The organism is Hydrogenophaga sp., from assembly GCF_030373245.1.
GTDB lineage: Bacteria > Pseudomonadota > Gammaproteobacteria > Burkholderiales > Burkholderiaceae_C > Hydrogenophaga.
Genome location: NZ_JAUCZF010000007.1, coordinates 1 through 15,308 on the forward strand (window position 1 = coordinate 1; position 15,308 = coordinate 15,308).

At 62.5% G+C, this 15,308-nt stretch carries 16 protein-coding genes; 3 read left to right on the forward strand and 13 right to left on the reverse strand.

Translation table 11 applies throughout. The features are described from left to right. Window positions 1–361 precede the first annotated feature (361 nt). The 8 genes from QUV25_RS15470 to QUV25_RS15505 all read right to left on the reverse strand — a co-directional run bounded on the left by QUV25_RS15470 (window position 362) and on the right by QUV25_RS15505 (window position 9,279). On the reverse strand, window positions 362–883 hold the full coding sequence (locus QUV25_RS15470; RefSeq protein ID WP_300865262.1) for a hypothetical protein: 522 nt from the start codon (window positions 881–883) through the stop codon (window positions 362–364). 222 nt (window positions 884–1,105) lie between these two features. Continuing rightward, complete coding sequence (locus tag QUV25_RS15475) at window positions 1,106–1,303, reverse strand: hypothetical protein (protein ID WP_300865264.1); 198 nt, start codon at window positions 1,301–1,303, stop codon at window positions 1,106–1,108. Window positions 1,304–1,306: 3 nt separating this feature from the next. Next, window positions 1,307–5,218 carry an RHS repeat-associated core domain-containing protein gene (locus tag QUV25_RS15480; RefSeq protein ID WP_300865266.1) on the reverse strand — a complete coding sequence of 1,304 codons (3,912 nt, stop codon included), beginning with the start codon at window positions 5,216–5,218 and terminating at the stop codon, window positions 1,307–1,309. A gap of 388 nt (window positions 5,219–5,606) precedes the next feature. After that, window positions 5,607–5,858, reverse strand: a complete 252-nt coding sequence (locus QUV25_RS15485) for a hypothetical protein (protein WP_300865268.1) — start codon at window positions 5,856–5,858, stop codon at window positions 5,607–5,609. Window positions 5,859–6,612: 754 nt separating this feature from the next. Further along, complete coding sequence (locus tag QUV25_RS15490; protein ID WP_300865270.1) at window positions 6,613–7,023, reverse strand: PaaI family thioesterase; 411 nt, start codon at window positions 7,021–7,023, stop codon at window positions 6,613–6,615. Next, window positions 7,010–7,915, reverse strand: a complete 906-nt coding sequence (locus QUV25_RS15495; RefSeq protein ID WP_300865272.1) for an alpha/beta fold hydrolase — start codon at window positions 7,913–7,915, stop codon at window positions 7,010–7,012. The genes QUV25_RS15490 and QUV25_RS15495 overlap by 14 nt, the downstream gene beginning before the upstream one ends. A gap of 4 nt (window positions 7,916–7,919) precedes the next feature. Beyond that, window positions 7,920–8,525 carry a TetR/AcrR family transcriptional regulator gene (locus QUV25_RS15500; RefSeq protein ID WP_300865274.1) on the reverse strand — a complete coding sequence of 202 codons (606 nt, stop codon included), beginning with the start codon at window positions 8,523–8,525 and terminating at the stop codon, window positions 7,920–7,922. Between the two features lie 199 nt (window positions 8,526–8,724). Beyond that, window positions 8,725–9,279, reverse strand: a complete 555-nt coding sequence (locus QUV25_RS15505; RefSeq protein WP_300865275.1) for a winged helix-turn-helix transcriptional regulator — start codon at window positions 9,277–9,279, stop codon at window positions 8,725–8,727. A 57-nt stretch (window positions 9,280–9,336) separates the two neighbouring features. On the opposite strand from QUV25_RS15505, the gene QUV25_RS15510 reads away from it, so the two are divergent. The 3 genes from QUV25_RS15510 to QUV25_RS15520 all read left to right on the forward strand — a co-directional run bounded on the left by QUV25_RS15510 (window position 9,337) and on the right by QUV25_RS15520 (window position 12,351). Continuing rightward, window positions 9,337–9,729, forward strand: coding sequence for a VOC family protein (locus QUV25_RS15510; protein ID WP_300865276.1), 393 nt, complete (start codon window positions 9,337–9,339; stop codon window positions 9,727–9,729). 849 nt (window positions 9,730–10,578) lie between these two features. Further along, window positions 10,579–11,070: a hypothetical protein gene (locus QUV25_RS15515; protein WP_300865277.1), complete on the forward strand. Its 492-nt coding sequence runs from the start codon at window positions 10,579–10,581 to the stop codon at window positions 11,068–11,070. A gap of 315 nt (window positions 11,071–11,385) precedes the next feature. Beyond that, window positions 11,386–12,351 (forward strand): SEC-C metal-binding domain-containing protein, encoded by a 966-nt coding sequence (locus QUV25_RS15520; protein ID WP_300865278.1) that lies wholly within the window; start codon window positions 11,386–11,388, stop codon window positions 12,349–12,351. A gap of 475 nt (window positions 12,352–12,826) precedes the next feature. Here the strand turns inward: QUV25_RS15520 and QUV25_RS15525 are convergent, their stop codons facing one another. The 5 genes from QUV25_RS15525 to QUV25_RS15545 form a co-directional block, all read right to left on the reverse strand. After that, window positions 12,827–13,573 (reverse strand): hypothetical protein, encoded by a 747-nt coding sequence (locus QUV25_RS15525; RefSeq protein WP_300865280.1) that lies wholly within the window; start codon window positions 13,571–13,573, stop codon window positions 12,827–12,829. A 234-nt stretch (window positions 13,574–13,807) separates the two neighbouring features. After that, window positions 13,808–14,107 carry an acylphosphatase gene (locus QUV25_RS15530; protein WP_300865282.1) on the reverse strand — a complete coding sequence of 100 codons (300 nt, stop codon included), beginning with the start codon at window positions 14,105–14,107 and terminating at the stop codon, window positions 13,808–13,810. After that, window positions 14,104–14,313 carry a heavy metal-associated domain-containing protein gene (locus QUV25_RS15535; RefSeq protein ID WP_291014789.1) on the reverse strand — a complete coding sequence of 70 codons (210 nt, stop codon included), beginning with the start codon at window positions 14,311–14,313 and terminating at the stop codon, window positions 14,104–14,106. Before QUV25_RS15535 ends, QUV25_RS15530 begins: the two co-directional genes overlap by 4 nt. 28 nt (window positions 14,314–14,341) lie before the next feature. Next, window positions 14,342–14,767: an FKBP-type peptidyl-prolyl cis-trans isomerase gene (locus QUV25_RS15540; protein ID WP_300865283.1), complete on the reverse strand. Its 426-nt coding sequence runs from the start codon at window positions 14,765–14,767 to the stop codon at window positions 14,342–14,344. A gap of 215 nt (window positions 14,768–14,982) precedes the next feature. Next, the gene (locus QUV25_RS15545) at window positions 14,983–15,300 is read right to left on the reverse strand and encodes an acylphosphatase (protein ID WP_300865284.1); all 318 of its coding nucleotides are present in this window, start codon (window positions 15,298–15,300) and stop codon (window positions 14,983–14,985) included. Window positions 15,301–15,308 lie beyond the last annotated feature (8 nt).

Genomic DNA, 15,308 nt, shown 5'->3' on the forward strand with positions numbered 1-15,308 from the left:
ACAAGTTCAGCGCGGTATCTGGATCACGGCCAAAACCGAGTTTTTCAACGGAATACAGCGATAGCAGTCAGTCGCGCCCGGGAGCTGGGTTCACGGTGCCTAGCACGAAGCGGTCATCGGCTCACCCGGCAGCGCGGCGGAATCTATGACAGGTATCGAGAGGGCTGCAGTCATCCAGCTTGATCGGCCACCGGTTGCAGTGCCAACTCGCGGTCGAATGTCCGCTGCACGAAGGGTCGAACTCACGCTCTCGACCCGATGCGGTCTTTGGAGTGTTTGTAGCAAAGCCGTCATTCGGGTTGCAGTGTTCAAGCTTTTGCTGCCCGTGGGACAGGGCGGCACGGAGGTTGCTTCCGAGACGCTAGGTCAGCGTCTTGCCCAGCAGGCTGGTGATGTCGCCAGCGGCGTTGGTGGTGACGGTCACGCCAGCGGCGGTGCTCTGGCGGTTGGTGCCGGGTTGCATGCCGTTGGTGAAGCTCATCGAAGCGCCGTTGGCGGTGATGGTGCCGCTGGTGCGGTTGCCGTTGGGGCCGTAGCTGTAGGTGTGGCCCCACTGGAACACCGGCGAGGCGCCCACGGCGGTGAAGCTGGTGAGCTGGCCCAGGCTGTTGTAGAGGGCGTTGAAGGGCACGTCTTCGCTGACCCAGCCGCCTGCGCCGTTGGCGCGCAGGAGCTTTTGCATCACCGAGCCGATGCGACCGGTGGCGTCAGGCGCGAAGGTGCCAAACTCGCTGGAGGTCAGCTGCCCGGCGGTGTTGTACCGGCGCGTGGCGGAGATGCGCGTGGTGGTGCTGGCGTCGGCAAACTCCCAGCGCCAGGACAGGGGCTGGTCCAGCGCGTTCCAGGTGATGGCCTGCAGCAGCGGCTGGCCGTTCCAGCGCATGCCCGAGAGGCGCCCGGCGGCGTTGTACTTTAATTGGAATCTGACCCCATTTCCCCATTCAACGGTTGTTGGAATGGGAATGACCCGTTCTCTCCATGTTTTTGCAGCGGGGTTTTCGCCTTATTTGCATGCTCGATTAGAGACGGATTGGCTTATCGATTACGCATTTTTGGCAAGAGACAAGACTTGACCCAACACTGTTCGAAGATGACTCAATATCGATCATTCATCATCCATGTCATTCAGCATCAGGGCTGGGTCTGAACCCTTCTTTTTCTTTGAATAAAAAAACCAAACTATTAAAGCGAAAAAACAAACTACGCCCAAGAATGACCTGATGATCCATGGAATACCAGAAGAAATGCTAGATTGTAAAAATAGCATTCCGATTAATAAAGAAATTGGGAAGAAGATCTTCATTGATTACTCCCAAGGTTTCATAACAATTGGGGAGCACACCTGATAACACCCCGCCATAGGGAAGCTCGGTAATGCGCCCTCCGGTACAGGCTTGCATTGATTCCCTTCATTCGGGCAAACCAACCTGCAGTCTGGCTTACCGGGCTGAGGAATTAACGGAAGCTCAGGACCATTGAACATATCGTAGCCATCCTTCTTTTGCTCGTCCTTTTCAAATCGACGAGCCATTCGTCCAACGCTATCGGGGCGGCCAGAGCCCGGCATGACAAACGACGCAGGGCCCCGAAGGGTATCCCTTAAACCGCGTAGGCCCTCTGGATCCGTATCCGACAACGCATTCCCCCCCACATACCCAAACCGGTTCCACCCGCCCTCCAGCCCAATCGGATCGGCCTTCGTATACCGCCCCACCCTCGGATCGTAGAACCGGTGCCAGTTGTAGAACAGCCCGTTGCCGTCGTCAATCTGCCCAGGGTAGCGCAGGCTGTAGTTCAGCGGGGCCTGCCCGGCCGCAGGCGTGCTCTGTGGGTTGATCTCCCCGAACCCGCTGTAGGGCCACTGCCACTTCGCCGCCTTGCTGGCGTCGGTCAGGCGCCTTGGCGTGTTCAGGTGATCCGCATGCACCGCGTAATGCACACCGTCGATCACCGCCGCCACCGGCATCGGCCCCGAGGCGGTGGGCAGCCAGATGTGTTCGGTGGTCGAGGGCGCCGAGGCTCCTGCGTTGCGCGTGGTCTCCGAGAGCAGGTTGTGGCCATCGGTGCCGTAGCTGAAAACGGTTTGCGCAGTCGGGGTTTCCCGCAGGTACCGCTGACCCCAGCCGTTGAAGCGGCTGAGCGTGGTCTGCTGTCCGGCGCAGTTGCTGCCCGACGGGCACGGCGGCACAGCGGTCGCTTCCGAGAGGCGCCCGGCCGCGTCATAGGCCAGCGTCTTGCCCAGCAGGCTGGTGATGTCGCCAGCGGCGTTGGTGGTGACGGTCACGCCAGCGGCGGTGCTCTGGCGGTTGGTGCCGGGTTGCATGCCGTTGGTGAAGCTCATCGAAGCGCCGTTGGCGGTGATGGTGCCGCTGGTGCGGTTGCCGTTGGGGCCGTAGCTGTAGGTGTGGCCCCACTGGAACACCGGCGAGGCGCCCACGGCGGTGAAGCTGGTGAGCTGGCCCAGGCTGTTGTAGAGGGCGTTGAAGGGCACGTCTTCGCTGACCCAGCCGCCTGCGCCGTTGGCGCGCACGAGTTTCTGGGACACCGAGCCAATGCGCCCGGTGGAATCTGGGGCGAAGGTGGCGAACTCGCTGGAGGTCAACTGGCCGGCGGTGTTGTACTGGCGCGTGGCGGAGATGCGCGTGGTGGTGCTGGCATCGGCGAACTCCCAGCGCCAGGACAGGGGCTGGTCCAGTGCGTTCCAGGTGATGGCCTGCAGCAGGGGCTGGCCGTTCCAGCGCATGCCCGAGAGGCGCCCGGCGGCGTTGTACTGGTGGGTGAGCACGGACCCGCTGGGGTAGGTGAGCGTGGCCAGATCGCCTTTGCCGCCGCCGCTGGTGCGGTAGGTGTAGGCGGTGGTCTGCACGATGCTGTGGCTGGCGATGGCGCTGGAGATGATCTGCGTCTGGCGGGTCAGGCGGCCGAAGGCGTCCCACTGGAACTGGGTGGTGGCGTGGGTGAACAGACCGTTGGTGCCTTCACCTTGGTCCACGATCTCGCACAGGCGCCCTTTGCTCGCGTTGGGCTGATTGGCGGCGTTGCAGGTGGTGCCCGTCAGGTCGTAGCGAAGTTCGGTGGTGTGGATCTTGCCGGCAGGGGTCGTGGCAGGTGTGCCAGCGGCTGGGCTGTGGGTGATCAGCGTCGGGCGGCCCATGGCGTCGCGCGTGATGTCGGTGGCGCGGGCGATGGCGTCGACGATGCGGCTGGGCAGGCCCAGGGCGTCGTAGGTCGAGGCGGTGGTGCCCGCGTCGGGCGTGGCCTCGCTGCGGGCGTTGCCTTGCACATCGCGTGTGTAGGCGGTGGTGACGTAGTTGAAGTCGACCACCTGCGTGACCGCGTCCTGTGCGTTGTAGGCGATGGTGGCGACGCGGCTGGTGGCGTCGGTGATGCGGTTGATGCGGTCCAGTCCGTCACGGCCATAGTTGGTGGTTCGGCCCAGGGCATCGGTTGCCGAGGCCAGGCGACCGTTGGCATCCTGCGTGTAGGTCTCACTGATGCCCGCGCCCACGGTTTCGCTCTGCACGCGGTTGAGCGCGCTGATGGTGCGCCGGATTTGCAGCGCCAGGGCGCCACCGTTGTTGCGCACCTGTTCGTCGGTGGCGTTGCCGGCGGGGTCGAGGGTGAAGACCGCGCTCTGGCCGCGGTTGTCGGTCCAGCCGGTGTTGCGCAGCGCGGCGTCGTACTGGTAGGCGATGGTGTGGCCGTTGGGCAGGGCTGCGCTCAGGATCTGGCCGTCGGCGGTGTAGGTGTAGGCGGTGGCGAGATGGACATTGCCCACGGACAGGGTCGAGGTGGCCAACCAGCCGCGCGGCGTGTAAGACATGCGCCGGATCAACCCTGTGGGTTCATTGATCTGCGACACCAGACCAGCAGGACTGTAGGCATAGGTGGTGACGTGCCCCAGCGGATTGGTCTTGCGGGTGAGCTGACCGAAGGTGTTGTACGCATAGGTCGTGGTGGCGCCACGCGGGTCGGTCTCCGTGGCCATCAGCCCCTGTGCGTTGTAGGTCCAGGCCCAGACTTCGTTGACGGCCGTGCCCGTGGTCGCGGTGATGTTCTTGCGCAGCAGGTTGCCGTTGGTATCGTAGGCAAAGGTCGTGCGCTTGCCCCCGGTCTCGTCGATCTGGGTGGGCAGGCGCAAGGTGGGATGCCATTGGGTCTGTGTGGTCTGCGCCTCAGGAAGGCCGTTTGCCCTGGTCACTCCTGTGGCCACACGGCGCGCTGTATCCCAGCTGTACAAGGTATTGATACCCAGGAAGTCGGTCTCCCTGTCGATCAGGCCCAATGGGTTTTGCACTCGGTTGGCGACAGAGGGCGCCCCTGTTGCCGACGGCAGATTGGCACTGGTGACGGCCAGTTTGCCCACTTGAGTGCTGTAGTTATAGGTCCGTGCTGTACCCAGCGGATCGGTCACCGTGGCTGCTCCGTTGGTGCCATATGCAACGACATGCCGCTGCACCGCGCCAGCGTGCTCTGTGCTGGTGGCGCGGCCCTGGCTGTCGTAGGCGAAGCTGGCAAAGCGCTGGGTGCCTTGCTGGATGCCAGTCAAGGCGGCAGGGAAGCCAGGATTTTCATAGAGGTATGTTCTGGTGGAACTGTCCGCGTAAAGCACGCCCGTCAGCCGGGACACATCGTCAAAGCTGTAGACAATGGCTTGTCCATCGGGCAAGGTCACCGTCTGAAGCAAACCAGCGGCGTTGTAAGCCAACGTCAGGCTTCGCCCGAAGTGGTTGGTGACTTGTGTCAATCGACCCGAGGTGTCGTAGCCGTACACCATGGACCAGCCATTGCGTTGCGCATGTGTTTGCAGGCGCCCCGATGCATCGAATGTCCACAGACTGTCATCGTCGGCGCGCCGATAGGTGTGACCGCTTCCGGCCTGGCTGAGTCTGTCGATGCTGTTGTCGGGTGTCCATGTGGTGGCACCTTGCGCCTGTGTGAACAGGCGCACGCGCCCGTCGCCAAAGGTGATGCGGGCAGTGGTGGCCCCATTGCCTGCAGTGCGCAGCGTCAAATTGACCTCGTGGCTGTGTCGCCAACCTGCCCCAAGGGTGTTGGATGGCGAGGCAGAGCCAGTGACCCAGCTGCTGCGGTAGGTGCGCAGCCAGTGGGTTCCGTGGACACTGTCGTCCTTGTGGTCTAGCTCCATCTGCACCTTGTCGCCTGTGGCCGGGATGATGGGATTCCCGGCGCTCACGCCGTCTTGGCGTTCACACACCGGCCCTGGTGGCGTCGGTCCTGGCGGCTGTGGCGGTCCCCCCAGTGGCTCCGGCTGTGGCGGTTCTGGTGGCTCCGGCGGTTCTGGTGGCGGCAGGGGATCCGCCGGCTGGGTGGTGCAGACCATGTTGATACCGCGGTAAAGGCCGCTGTACCAGCGCGAGCCGTCCGGGTACGCGTGGGAGTAGTTCCAGTAACTACCTGCCACACATTGCTCAAGGGCGTATGGAGCCCGGCTGGGATCGTTTGCGTTTGACCAGGCGATGTTGGCTTGAGCTGCCCCACACCAGCTGCTTCCCCGAAAATCGGGCGTGTCCTGGTAGTACCAAAAATAGTTCAATGTCGAACCTGTCGGGCACGCGGTGAGGCTTGTGTCGTAGTACACCGACTCAGCGGGCGCGGCGGAAGCCAACGCCGAAGTTGATCTCGCCAATGACGTCGTTGGGTTTGCAGACTTCGGCGCCGACGCGGGTGTCGCGATCCAATTGGGCGTTATGCCGCTGTGCTGGCTGGCGGTCTGCGCCTGAAGCGCTCCTGTCGCCAGACCGCATGAGACGACGCCAAGCGCCATTAACACCCTGCGCTTGGTGATTTCGGACTTCATATTCCTCCCTTTTCGAACTGATTTTTCGATCGATCATAAGGTCCTTTTATGACGCCATGAGTGGTCTCCTTTGTTGCAGTTTTGCGATGCAGTGCGAGAGTTACTGGCTCCCAAGGAGCACTTCCATACCAATGCGTGCTCGCTCTCCTTCGCAACGAATGGGTTCAATGGCCACTGCATTGGTCTGTGAACCACCCACCCGTTTTTCCATAGGGGCGCCGATTGTTTGGCCCAACCATCGAGGCTGCGGCCTTGCATCATTGACGCAGGTGTTCATGCAGGCCACAGGGCCTTGCAGCGAAGCTGAGCTGCTTCACGCTGCGCGGTTACCACAAGGTGGGCATGCAGTGGCGGTCGTATCGCTTGGGCAACAAAATCCAGGCATTGGCCAGGTGCGATTTGAAGCGATCGGAATCCAACACAGGGCTATGTTGATTTCAGAATGAAGGCCATGTGCTCGATCAAAAAATGCACTTTGGGGCCAACTGATCGATGTTGAACGACTTCAGTAGGAAACGAAGCCACGCTGGAACACATCATCGCCATCCTGCGCCAGCCCGCAGCAGCCCTGGCAGTTGCCTCAGCGCCAACCTTGAGTGACCGCTTCCACGATTGATCGAAGACCGCTCCTGGCCGACAGTGTGAGTGCAAGGGCTTGTCAGGAAGCTGACTTTCGATTCACTAGCCAGTGTCGTCCAAGGACAGTCATAGACAAGGTCCTCGAACTGGCGCTGTCGGCCACTTCCGGTGATAGGCGAACGGCAGCTTCGCGGCTGCTGACCGGGTTGGACTTACTTCGGGTACAGCAGCAGCTGCGTGCAACGGAAGAGTGCCAGTGTGCGGCCCGTTTCGCGCGAGCTGACGGTTGCATCCCATACCTGCGTGGTCCGCCCCAGATGCGCCGGCCGCGCTTCGCAGACCACGGTGCCTTCGCGCACCGTACCGAGATGGTTGGACTTCAGCTCGACGGTGGTGAAGCCGCTGGCGCCGTCGGGCAGGTTGCGCACGCAGCCATAGCCGGCCAGCGTGTCCGCCAGAGTCACCACGCTGCCGGCGTGTAGGAACCCATTGGGGGCCATGAGCTCCGCACGCACCTGCAACTCGGCCTGCAAAAGGTCGGGATCGCTGCGGGTGATCACGATGCCCAGGTGGGCTGGCAAGTGCTGCTGCCCGAGACGATTGAATTCTTCAGGCGTGCGCACAGTGAACTCCTGTATGCGGGAGGGATTCGAACCAGTCCAGCGCGTTGCGCCACAAGGGTTCGGCTTGAGAGCGGAAATAGCCCATGTGGCCGATCGGACCCAGGCCCATGCTTGCCGGGTCGATGTCCAATCCGCGCCATTCAGCATGCCGGTACCCTGCCATGAAGGCGTCGCGCGAGGCGGGCGGGGCCCAGTGATCGTCCAGCGCGTTAGCCGCAACGATGGGTGTGCGCACGCGATCGAAACTCGCCGCGACCTCGTCAGCAACTGCGGGATCGTCGAAGAAGTAGCGAGGGCGGCTGCACCATTCGCGCCATTGGCGGTAGACGTCCAGTGGCAGGTCCTCGCCCATGCCCAGCAAGCTCCACGGCAGGTAGCCCTTCCACCGTGTGAGCAGCGGGCCAAGCAGCCGCCACATTGCCAGCACCCGCAGGCGTTCCAGCGGTGGCATCCAGCCGTGCCACCCGGCGCCGGTGGCGAAGGTGTACAAGCCCGCCACCCGATCGGGTTGGGGCAACAGACCATAGGCGTGTCCACCGTACGAGTGGCCGACGATGAAGACCGAACCCGGCGTCCCGGGCTGCTGCGCAGCGCGATCGACCGCGGCCGCCAAGTCGAGCCGAGCCCAGTCACGGTAGTCCATGCGAAAGCCCTTCAGGCTGGGCGGGCCCGACTGGCCTATCCCACGGTAGTCCAACGTCCATGTCGCGTGGCCACGCGACGCGGCATATAGTGCGAAGCGGCGGTAAAAGCGCTGGGGCACACCGGTCGCACCGGCGACGACAATGCGGCCCCGCAGTGGGCCGGATGCCGGGTAGTACGTGGCCGACAGGCGATAGCCATCGGCGGCGGTCAGGATCAGAGGCTCCGGTTCGTGCATTCTCAGGTTCATGGCGTCAGGGGTTGGCCGGGGCTTCGCGAAGTTCGCGCGCCACGATGTCAAGCAGGATGTCGGTGGTTTCGCTGAGGGCTCGTGCATTGCCTGCTACACGGGCCTGCATTAGCGCCCCTTCGTAGGCTGCAAAGAGCAGCGTGGCCAGCGCCGGGGCGCGCGCCGCAGGCATGCCGGCTCGCAATAGCTCTCCGGCCAAGCGCTCGCGGAGTGCGGCGAATCCCCGTGCCAGCGCGCCGCGCAGCGCCGTGTCGTCGGGCGTCGACTCCAGTGCGACAGTGGCAAGCGGACAGCCGGCCGCAAACTCGGTGCGCTCGAGTTGGCGTTGCGCACCAGTCAACCAAGCGCGCAGCGCAGCCACGGGGTTAGCTTCGCGCCGCAGCAGCGCGTCCATGCGCGCCTCCAGCGCGACGACAGCGGCGTCGATGGCCGCAACTGCCAGTTCGGTCTTGCCGCCCGGGAAGTGGTGGTACAGGACTCCCTTCGGTGCTTGCGCTGCCTGCAGCAACTCTGACAAACCAATGCCGTGCAGCCCCCGCCGCTGCAATGCTTCGGTCATCGCATGGATCAGGCGATCGCGGGTGGCTGGTGGTGTCGCATCGGTTCGCATGACGTAACTCTATAGACCGGTCGGTCTAGTGTCAATCGAGCGAGCTTGCCATTTGGTGCCAGCGCGGATCTGGCCCGATGGCCTGGGCTTCGACCGCGAAGACCGATGTCGGCCATTTGCGGTCGTCGATCGGTCGAGAGGGCAGACGTTCGTCCGTTCAGGCGCGGACAAACGCTGTTTGGGGTGCATCAAATCATTACTAGGCCGTGCTCGTCAGGCCGCCCGCGTTCGCCAGTAGAAATCCGCCTGGTGTGAGGCGATATTGGGTCGCGGGGGGGTAGCCATCTAAGACTTCACGGGCAACCAAGTCGTTCACAGCGAGCGTCTGTAGACCTTGAGAGATCGCACGCGGCGTTGCCGCCGCCAGCGCTCTGGCGAGTTCGTTGAATCGCGCCTGACTCGAACCGATCGTGCGAACCAGCGGCATGCCCCAGCGGGTGAGCGAGCCCGGCGCAAGCCCCAGTTGCGTTTGTGTTGCTGAAATCGCCGTCGCACCGGCTGCGATCCGAGCGCCCTCCGGCGTGAGCAAATATTCCGGCCGCAATGGATGGCCATGCCCGGGGTTGCGCATAACCCAGCCGAGCTCAACAAGGGCATGCAGCGTCCGCACGAGGCTGTCGCGCGGCAGCGCCAATCGGTGCAGCAACTCGACGAAGCGGGCTCCTCGATTCGCCGCCAGATCGGCGAGCAAAGGCACTGCCCACCGGCTGCGGCCGAGGGCAATGAGGTCAGCAAGAGACAGTGTTGACTGCATATTCAACCTAGTATACATTCCAGACTCACATCAACAACCAACCTGTGGGAGAAGCAAATGGAGAAGAAGCAAATGGGGATCACCTACGTGCCTGAGTTGAGCGCATCGATGAGTGTTTCCGACATGGATGCGTCGATCGATTGGTACCAGAAGGTGCTTGGGTTCGACTTGCTGTTCCGCGACGATGACCTCGGCTGGTGCGAGCTGTCGACGGGCGTCCCCGGCGTAACCGTGGGACTTGCTCAGAGCGAGAACGTGACACAGGGCGGAGGTGCCACCAACGTCTGGGGTGTCAAAGATATTGTGGAGGCCAAGGCTCAACTCGACGCCCATCGCGTCAAGCAGGACGGCGATATTCAGATCGTTCCAGATATGGTGAAGCTGATCACCTTCTACGATCCCGATGGCAATGCAATGATGTTTGCTCAGTCACTTTCAGAAGGAGGCTGAGATCGCCTTGGACGCTTCGATGGTGACCTCACACCTCCCGCGAAATGGCAGCTTTGCGATGCGGTGCTTGATGTCAGCTTTGGGTCGAAACCGCCAGTCCGAGTGACGGGGAAGCGGTCATTGGTACGGCGCCTGCCAGGTCGCAGAAGCCCCATGACCGCAGTACCTTACACAACCGCCACTCGGGCCAATATTGATCGCCGAACTGAACAGGTGCTTCGTGGCAATCAACGTGAACCTGCCTGGCAGCACCCACCGGCTCCTATCGCTGCACTGCCGCCCTCCTGTTGTGCAAAGTCGGTTCCAGGCTGGGCCTGGACTATCGAACTTGACGACTGAATTTTCTCGAGCGATGCAACCAGTCGTTTGCCGAGCAAGACTCCAAGGCAGGAGCGGCCGTCTACGCAACGAGTCGCGAATGGGCGCGGTGCGCAGCGGACGCGGTGGGCGGGAGCTGGGTGATTGGGCGCATCACGTGGAAGCCACCAAGGTTCGGGAAGTGGCCGACAAGATGCCACCCATTCGGGCTGACTGATCAGAGATCACTTTCCCAAAACGTGGGTCGCGCATATCGACCTGAACATTGGGAGACAGGTTGGGCCAGTGGGTGTCTCCCTGTGATGTGCGCTGCGAAGGTGCCAAGCAACTGCTTCCCGCCAAGGCGACTGGCTCTTCGCGACCCTTTGCGGTAATACAAGGACCCAAAGTGAAGCGGTCACTGGGTGGATGTGGATGCCGGGTTTCGTGGTTTACTTATACAGACTTTCGGAACATCTGGGGAGGTAGTATCGAAAGATGCATCCGTGGCTGTCTCCCGGAGATATGCGGCGGCAACAAGAAAGGTCGCAAATGAAGGACGAACTCGACGTTGCGCTCAAGCGTTTGCGCCAGGACGGCAAAGAAGAGAGCGAGCAACTTTTCTCCTCGCTGCTCGCCACCTACCCCGATCAACGGGATCACTTGTATAGAAAGCGGTCCTTGGTCTTTGCGGAATTGGAACTCTTTGATGAGGCCGTACAAGATAGACAGGCCATCATCGACTGCGGCCAGCAGACAATTGGCGACCTCTACTTCTCGGGTGAATACGCGCTGCAGGCCGGTGACTTCGTTGCTGCTCGTCGATATTTCGATCAGGTGATCGAACGGGCTTCTGGTGGAGACCCCTACTACCTTGGTTCAAGCAGGTTGCTTGCAGCTCTAGCGAGCTACCAGTTGCACGAAGACGAACGGTGCCGGGCTTACCTCCAACCAGTTGAGGACGACACGGAAATCCTCTGGCTAAAGGGGTTTGATCGGGTGACGAAACAAATGATGATCGAAGCATTGAATCGAGACCGTTGATCCACTCACAGCTGAAACAACCCGCACTCCAGAATACTTCGGCCGCATCGGCTCGGTGATGCAAAAGCTTGTGCGCGCCAACGGCACGGGCGGCTGGCTCAGCGAAGACGTGCCCTTCAACGACCTCTACAACAGCCTGGGCCAGCTCACCAGCTTCACCGCCGTGGGCACCAATCCGCTCTTTCCTCAGGGGATGGCAGCTCGAAGGAAAGCCGCATTTGACCAAATTTGCTACCAACGCACCGAGCGCTTCGCCCAGTTCGTTGAAGCCCCTGGGCGTGCGCGAATGAGATGCTTGCCGGGGGGTGCCGCCTGGTGGACGACGACGAGAAAGAGCTCAAGCTTCCAGCTCACATCAAGGAGATTTTCTTGGTCAGCCTGGTGTCGGAGCACTATCCGGCCTTGGCATTTCAAGCGAGCCAGTCGTTGAAGTTCCAAACAACAGACGTCATCCAGGCTCCGTTCGTCATGGACGTGTTCCTTCTTGACACGTTGACCGAGATGCTGGCGACGCCCCTGCGACTTCTCAGCTACGTAAAGTTGCGCGTGACTGTCACAGACAAACTGATGACTGGTCACGAGCTAACGGTGCTTGCATATCATTTGAAACAGAACCTCTGGCTCGACGAAAAGCATCAGCTGGTGATGCTTGACGACTCAATCGCGCAGGACCTGGACACAGCGATGATGGTTCGGAGGGATAACCAGCCTGGCGACGACACTCCCGTGGGAATCCTTACCAAAATGCGTGGAACTCGCTATGAGAGCGTCATCACGGAGATTGAGAATCGGGCGGACCCCGCAACTCTCGAACTTGGGTTCCACTTGCTCTCCATGGACGAAGACTCCTGCAAGAACGTTCATCGTTTGCTGGAGGCAATCACGCGCAAGGCGCAGCTGGATGGCAAGAGACACGATGTGACTCTCGCGTCGAGCAAGCTGCCCGTAGGGGTCTGTTTTCATTGCAACCCGGCTCCCTCTCCCGAGGCGGTGGATGTTCTGGAGACTCACTGCGCCAAGCGCAAGTATCTGGGACACGCGGCGCAATGGTTCGGAGTGTCCGTGGGCGCAGATGGCCAGGTTCAGTTTGGCGTCACGCTCGACTTCCCGTGGGAACCATCAAAGGAGCTAGACCAATTGACGGCCGACATGAAGCCGGCCTCCCAGGTGCGCGATGTCCTTCCTCAATACCTCAAAGAGGCTCGCCGCATCAAGGTCGGCCGCAATGACCCATGCCCCTGCGGAAGTGGGCTCAAGCACAAGAAGTGCTGCCTGAAATAGCTACAAGACTGCCTATGTTGCCGCCGACGCCGATTTGAGCCATGCGCCAGGCTGGAAGTGAGCCGGCTTGTTCGCTTTGAAAGTCGGGGCCGAAGCCGAATCGGGCACGCTTGCGCTGGCCCAGTTCATGGTCGGCAAGTGGCTCAAATCGGCATCGGTGCCAACATGTCTGGTTTGAAGTTTTGATTTTGGTCCCCACTCGGGGTCGAAGCGAGCCCGCCGCGTGAACTTAGTGCCGGCCAGGATTGAGGAAGATCCGAGTCCCCATCGCACGCCGCGCGCCACGTTGTCTTCAACGGGGTGCCCATCACAACAAGACGGGGGTGCGCAAGCGCATAGGTCAGCGCTCGTGTCACTCGCCCGTGCCCGCTCTTTCCCCCGATGCCGACCGCGGAATGTGAAACGCCCCGGGCTCATGAGCACCGGGGCGTTTCAGGGTTCAGCGACGGCGAGAAGCCGCCGCCCTGGGCGCGAATCAGGCGGCGCTGGCGGCGCTCTCGGCCTTGCGTGCCACGCGGCGCGCGGCATTGGAGGTCTGGGTGGCGGTGTTGGCCACTGCCTTGCTCACTCGCTTGGTGATCTGCTTGCGTGTGGCCACGGCCTTGTTCACCTGCTGGGTAGCGGTCCTGGTGATCTTCTTGCGAGCGGCCACGGCCTGGTCCACTTGCTGGCTGGCGGCCTTGGTGACCTGGCGGCGGGTAGCCGCGGCCTTGCGCTTGGCTGCGTTGAGCTTGCGGGTGGCCACCGCCTTGGCAGGCATGGACTTGCCAGCCACGCGCTTGACGAGCTCGGTGGTGCCTTCTTCAAGGCGCTCAGCCACGCTGCTCAGCAAGGTGGCGGCGGGCATGGCGACGCGGGTCAGCTTGTCCAGTGCGTTCAGGTTGACGCGGCTGTCGAGGCGCTTGGCGTTGGTGGCCACGAGGCTCACGCCTTTGGTGGCGAGGTCCACAGCCACGCCCACGGCGCTCTGTGCGCGGTCGGTGCTCAGGCGCAGGCCTTTGACATACAAGCCGCTCACGCGCTGCTGGTTGTCGATCAGGGTGGAGCGGGTGCTCTTGCCCAGCGACGATGCGCCGCGGGTCACGGCAGACGCAAAGCGCTCGTCGAAGTAGCCGATGACGCGCTCACCACCGAAGCGGGTGGTGTTGATGACGTTGGTGGCAGCCATGCCAGATGCTTCGATGACTTGGGTGGCGACGGTGGACAGGTTTTTGTTCGACATGGTGAACTCCAGAAGGTTGATCTGATGAACTCGGCTGGCGGGCGGGCTTTTGGCTCACCACGTTCAGACAGGCATGGGCGCAGTGTGTCGAAAAGCGCTAGGGGCGACACCTCAATTTGAGGGTTTTCCCTAGAGTCTTGGGTCTAACTGGCTCTCCGCCAACGCCGGGCTGCGGCGTGGGGCTGGCGGCAAGCTGGAAATGGTCGGGGCTGCCCGGGCCGCTCGAACGCCGCCTCAGGTGTCGCGCTGCTCGAACCCGTCGGGCACGGCCTCGCCAACCAGCTCCGTGACAGCCACGCCATCCACCTTCGCCAGAGCGGGCCCATGCTGCGTCCAGGCGATGAGCGCTTGCACCGGGGCATCGAGGCCGTGCACCAGCGCTTGCACCGAGCCGTCTGGCCGGTTGCGTACCCACCCTTGCACGCCCAGGCTTTGCGCGACCTGCGCCATGCTCCAGCGGTAGCCCACGCCTTGCACGCGGCCGGTGATGCGCAGGCAGCGGGTGATGGCGCCGGCAGAAGGCTGGTCGCTCACAACACCTCGGCCTCGAAACCAGCTTCCAGCAGCTTGGCCGCGATGTCCTCCGGCGCGATCATGGCGGTGTGTTCTACCCAGGCGGTGTGAGCGGGCAGGTCCACACCGGCCTGATGCACGCAGGGCAGGTCTTGCAACTCGAACATGACGGCGCTGGCGTCTTCCTCCGTTTGCAAAGCGGGGATGCGCAGGCGGGTTTCGATCATGTTGGTACCACTCTTTGGGTTCAGCGGCTCACTTGCCCTTAACGGCGAGCAGCTGCACCTGGAACTTCAACACGGTGTTGCCCGGAATCACGTTGGGAATGCCGCGCTCGCCGTAGGCGGTGGCGGGTGGACAGGTGATGTCGGCCGTGTCGCCCACCTTCATTTCCTGCAAGGCCTGCGTCCAGCAGGGCACGACGCGGTTGAGCGGAAAGCTGGTGGGCTCGCCGCGCTTGTAGGAGCTGTCGAACTCTTTGCCGTCGGGCAAGGTACCGCGGTAGTGCACCTGCACCGTGTCGGTCGCCAGCGGCTTGGCGCCAGCGCCGGCGGCGGTCCAGGTGAGGGCAACGCCGGAAGGCAGTGTTTTAGGCGTTGGCAGGGGGGTTGTCTGGGCGTGGACGGAGATGGCGGCGACCAGAGAGGCCACCAGGGTGGCGCTGCGATGCAGGGTGTTCATGGAAGGGGCTCTTTGGGGAATGACGATGGGCTGGCGGGTCGCCAGCGCACCATTGTCCCGCACCCGGAGCAGGGCGAAACGGTTGGTGCGGCTTGCAGCGCAGGCTTCGCGGCGGGCCGTGTGGGCAGACCGATGGCCGATCTGGGCTTTGGCCGGGGGCAGGGACCCGGCGTGCTCGCACGGCCATTGCCACGGCGCGGGCGGGTGGGGCTCGCTCAGAACGGAAGGTTCCAGCCGGTTTCGCGCTGCTCAAAGCCTCGGAAGCTGCCTTCAGCCGGTGTGACCGACACCGACTGCACCTTGGCACCGGAGGGTCCCCTGTGCGCCCATTCGATCAGCGCTTGCACCGAGTCGGTGGGGCCGCTGACGACGGCCTGCACGTTTCCGCCAATCTGCTTTCGCACCCAGCCGCTCAGACCCAGCGAGCGAGCGAGCTGGGCCATGCTCCAGCGGTAGCCCACGCCCTGCAGATCACCGGTGATCTGCAGATGGCAGGTCAGGGTGGCCGCTTCGATCGGTGTGGCGATGGTCATGGCGCTTC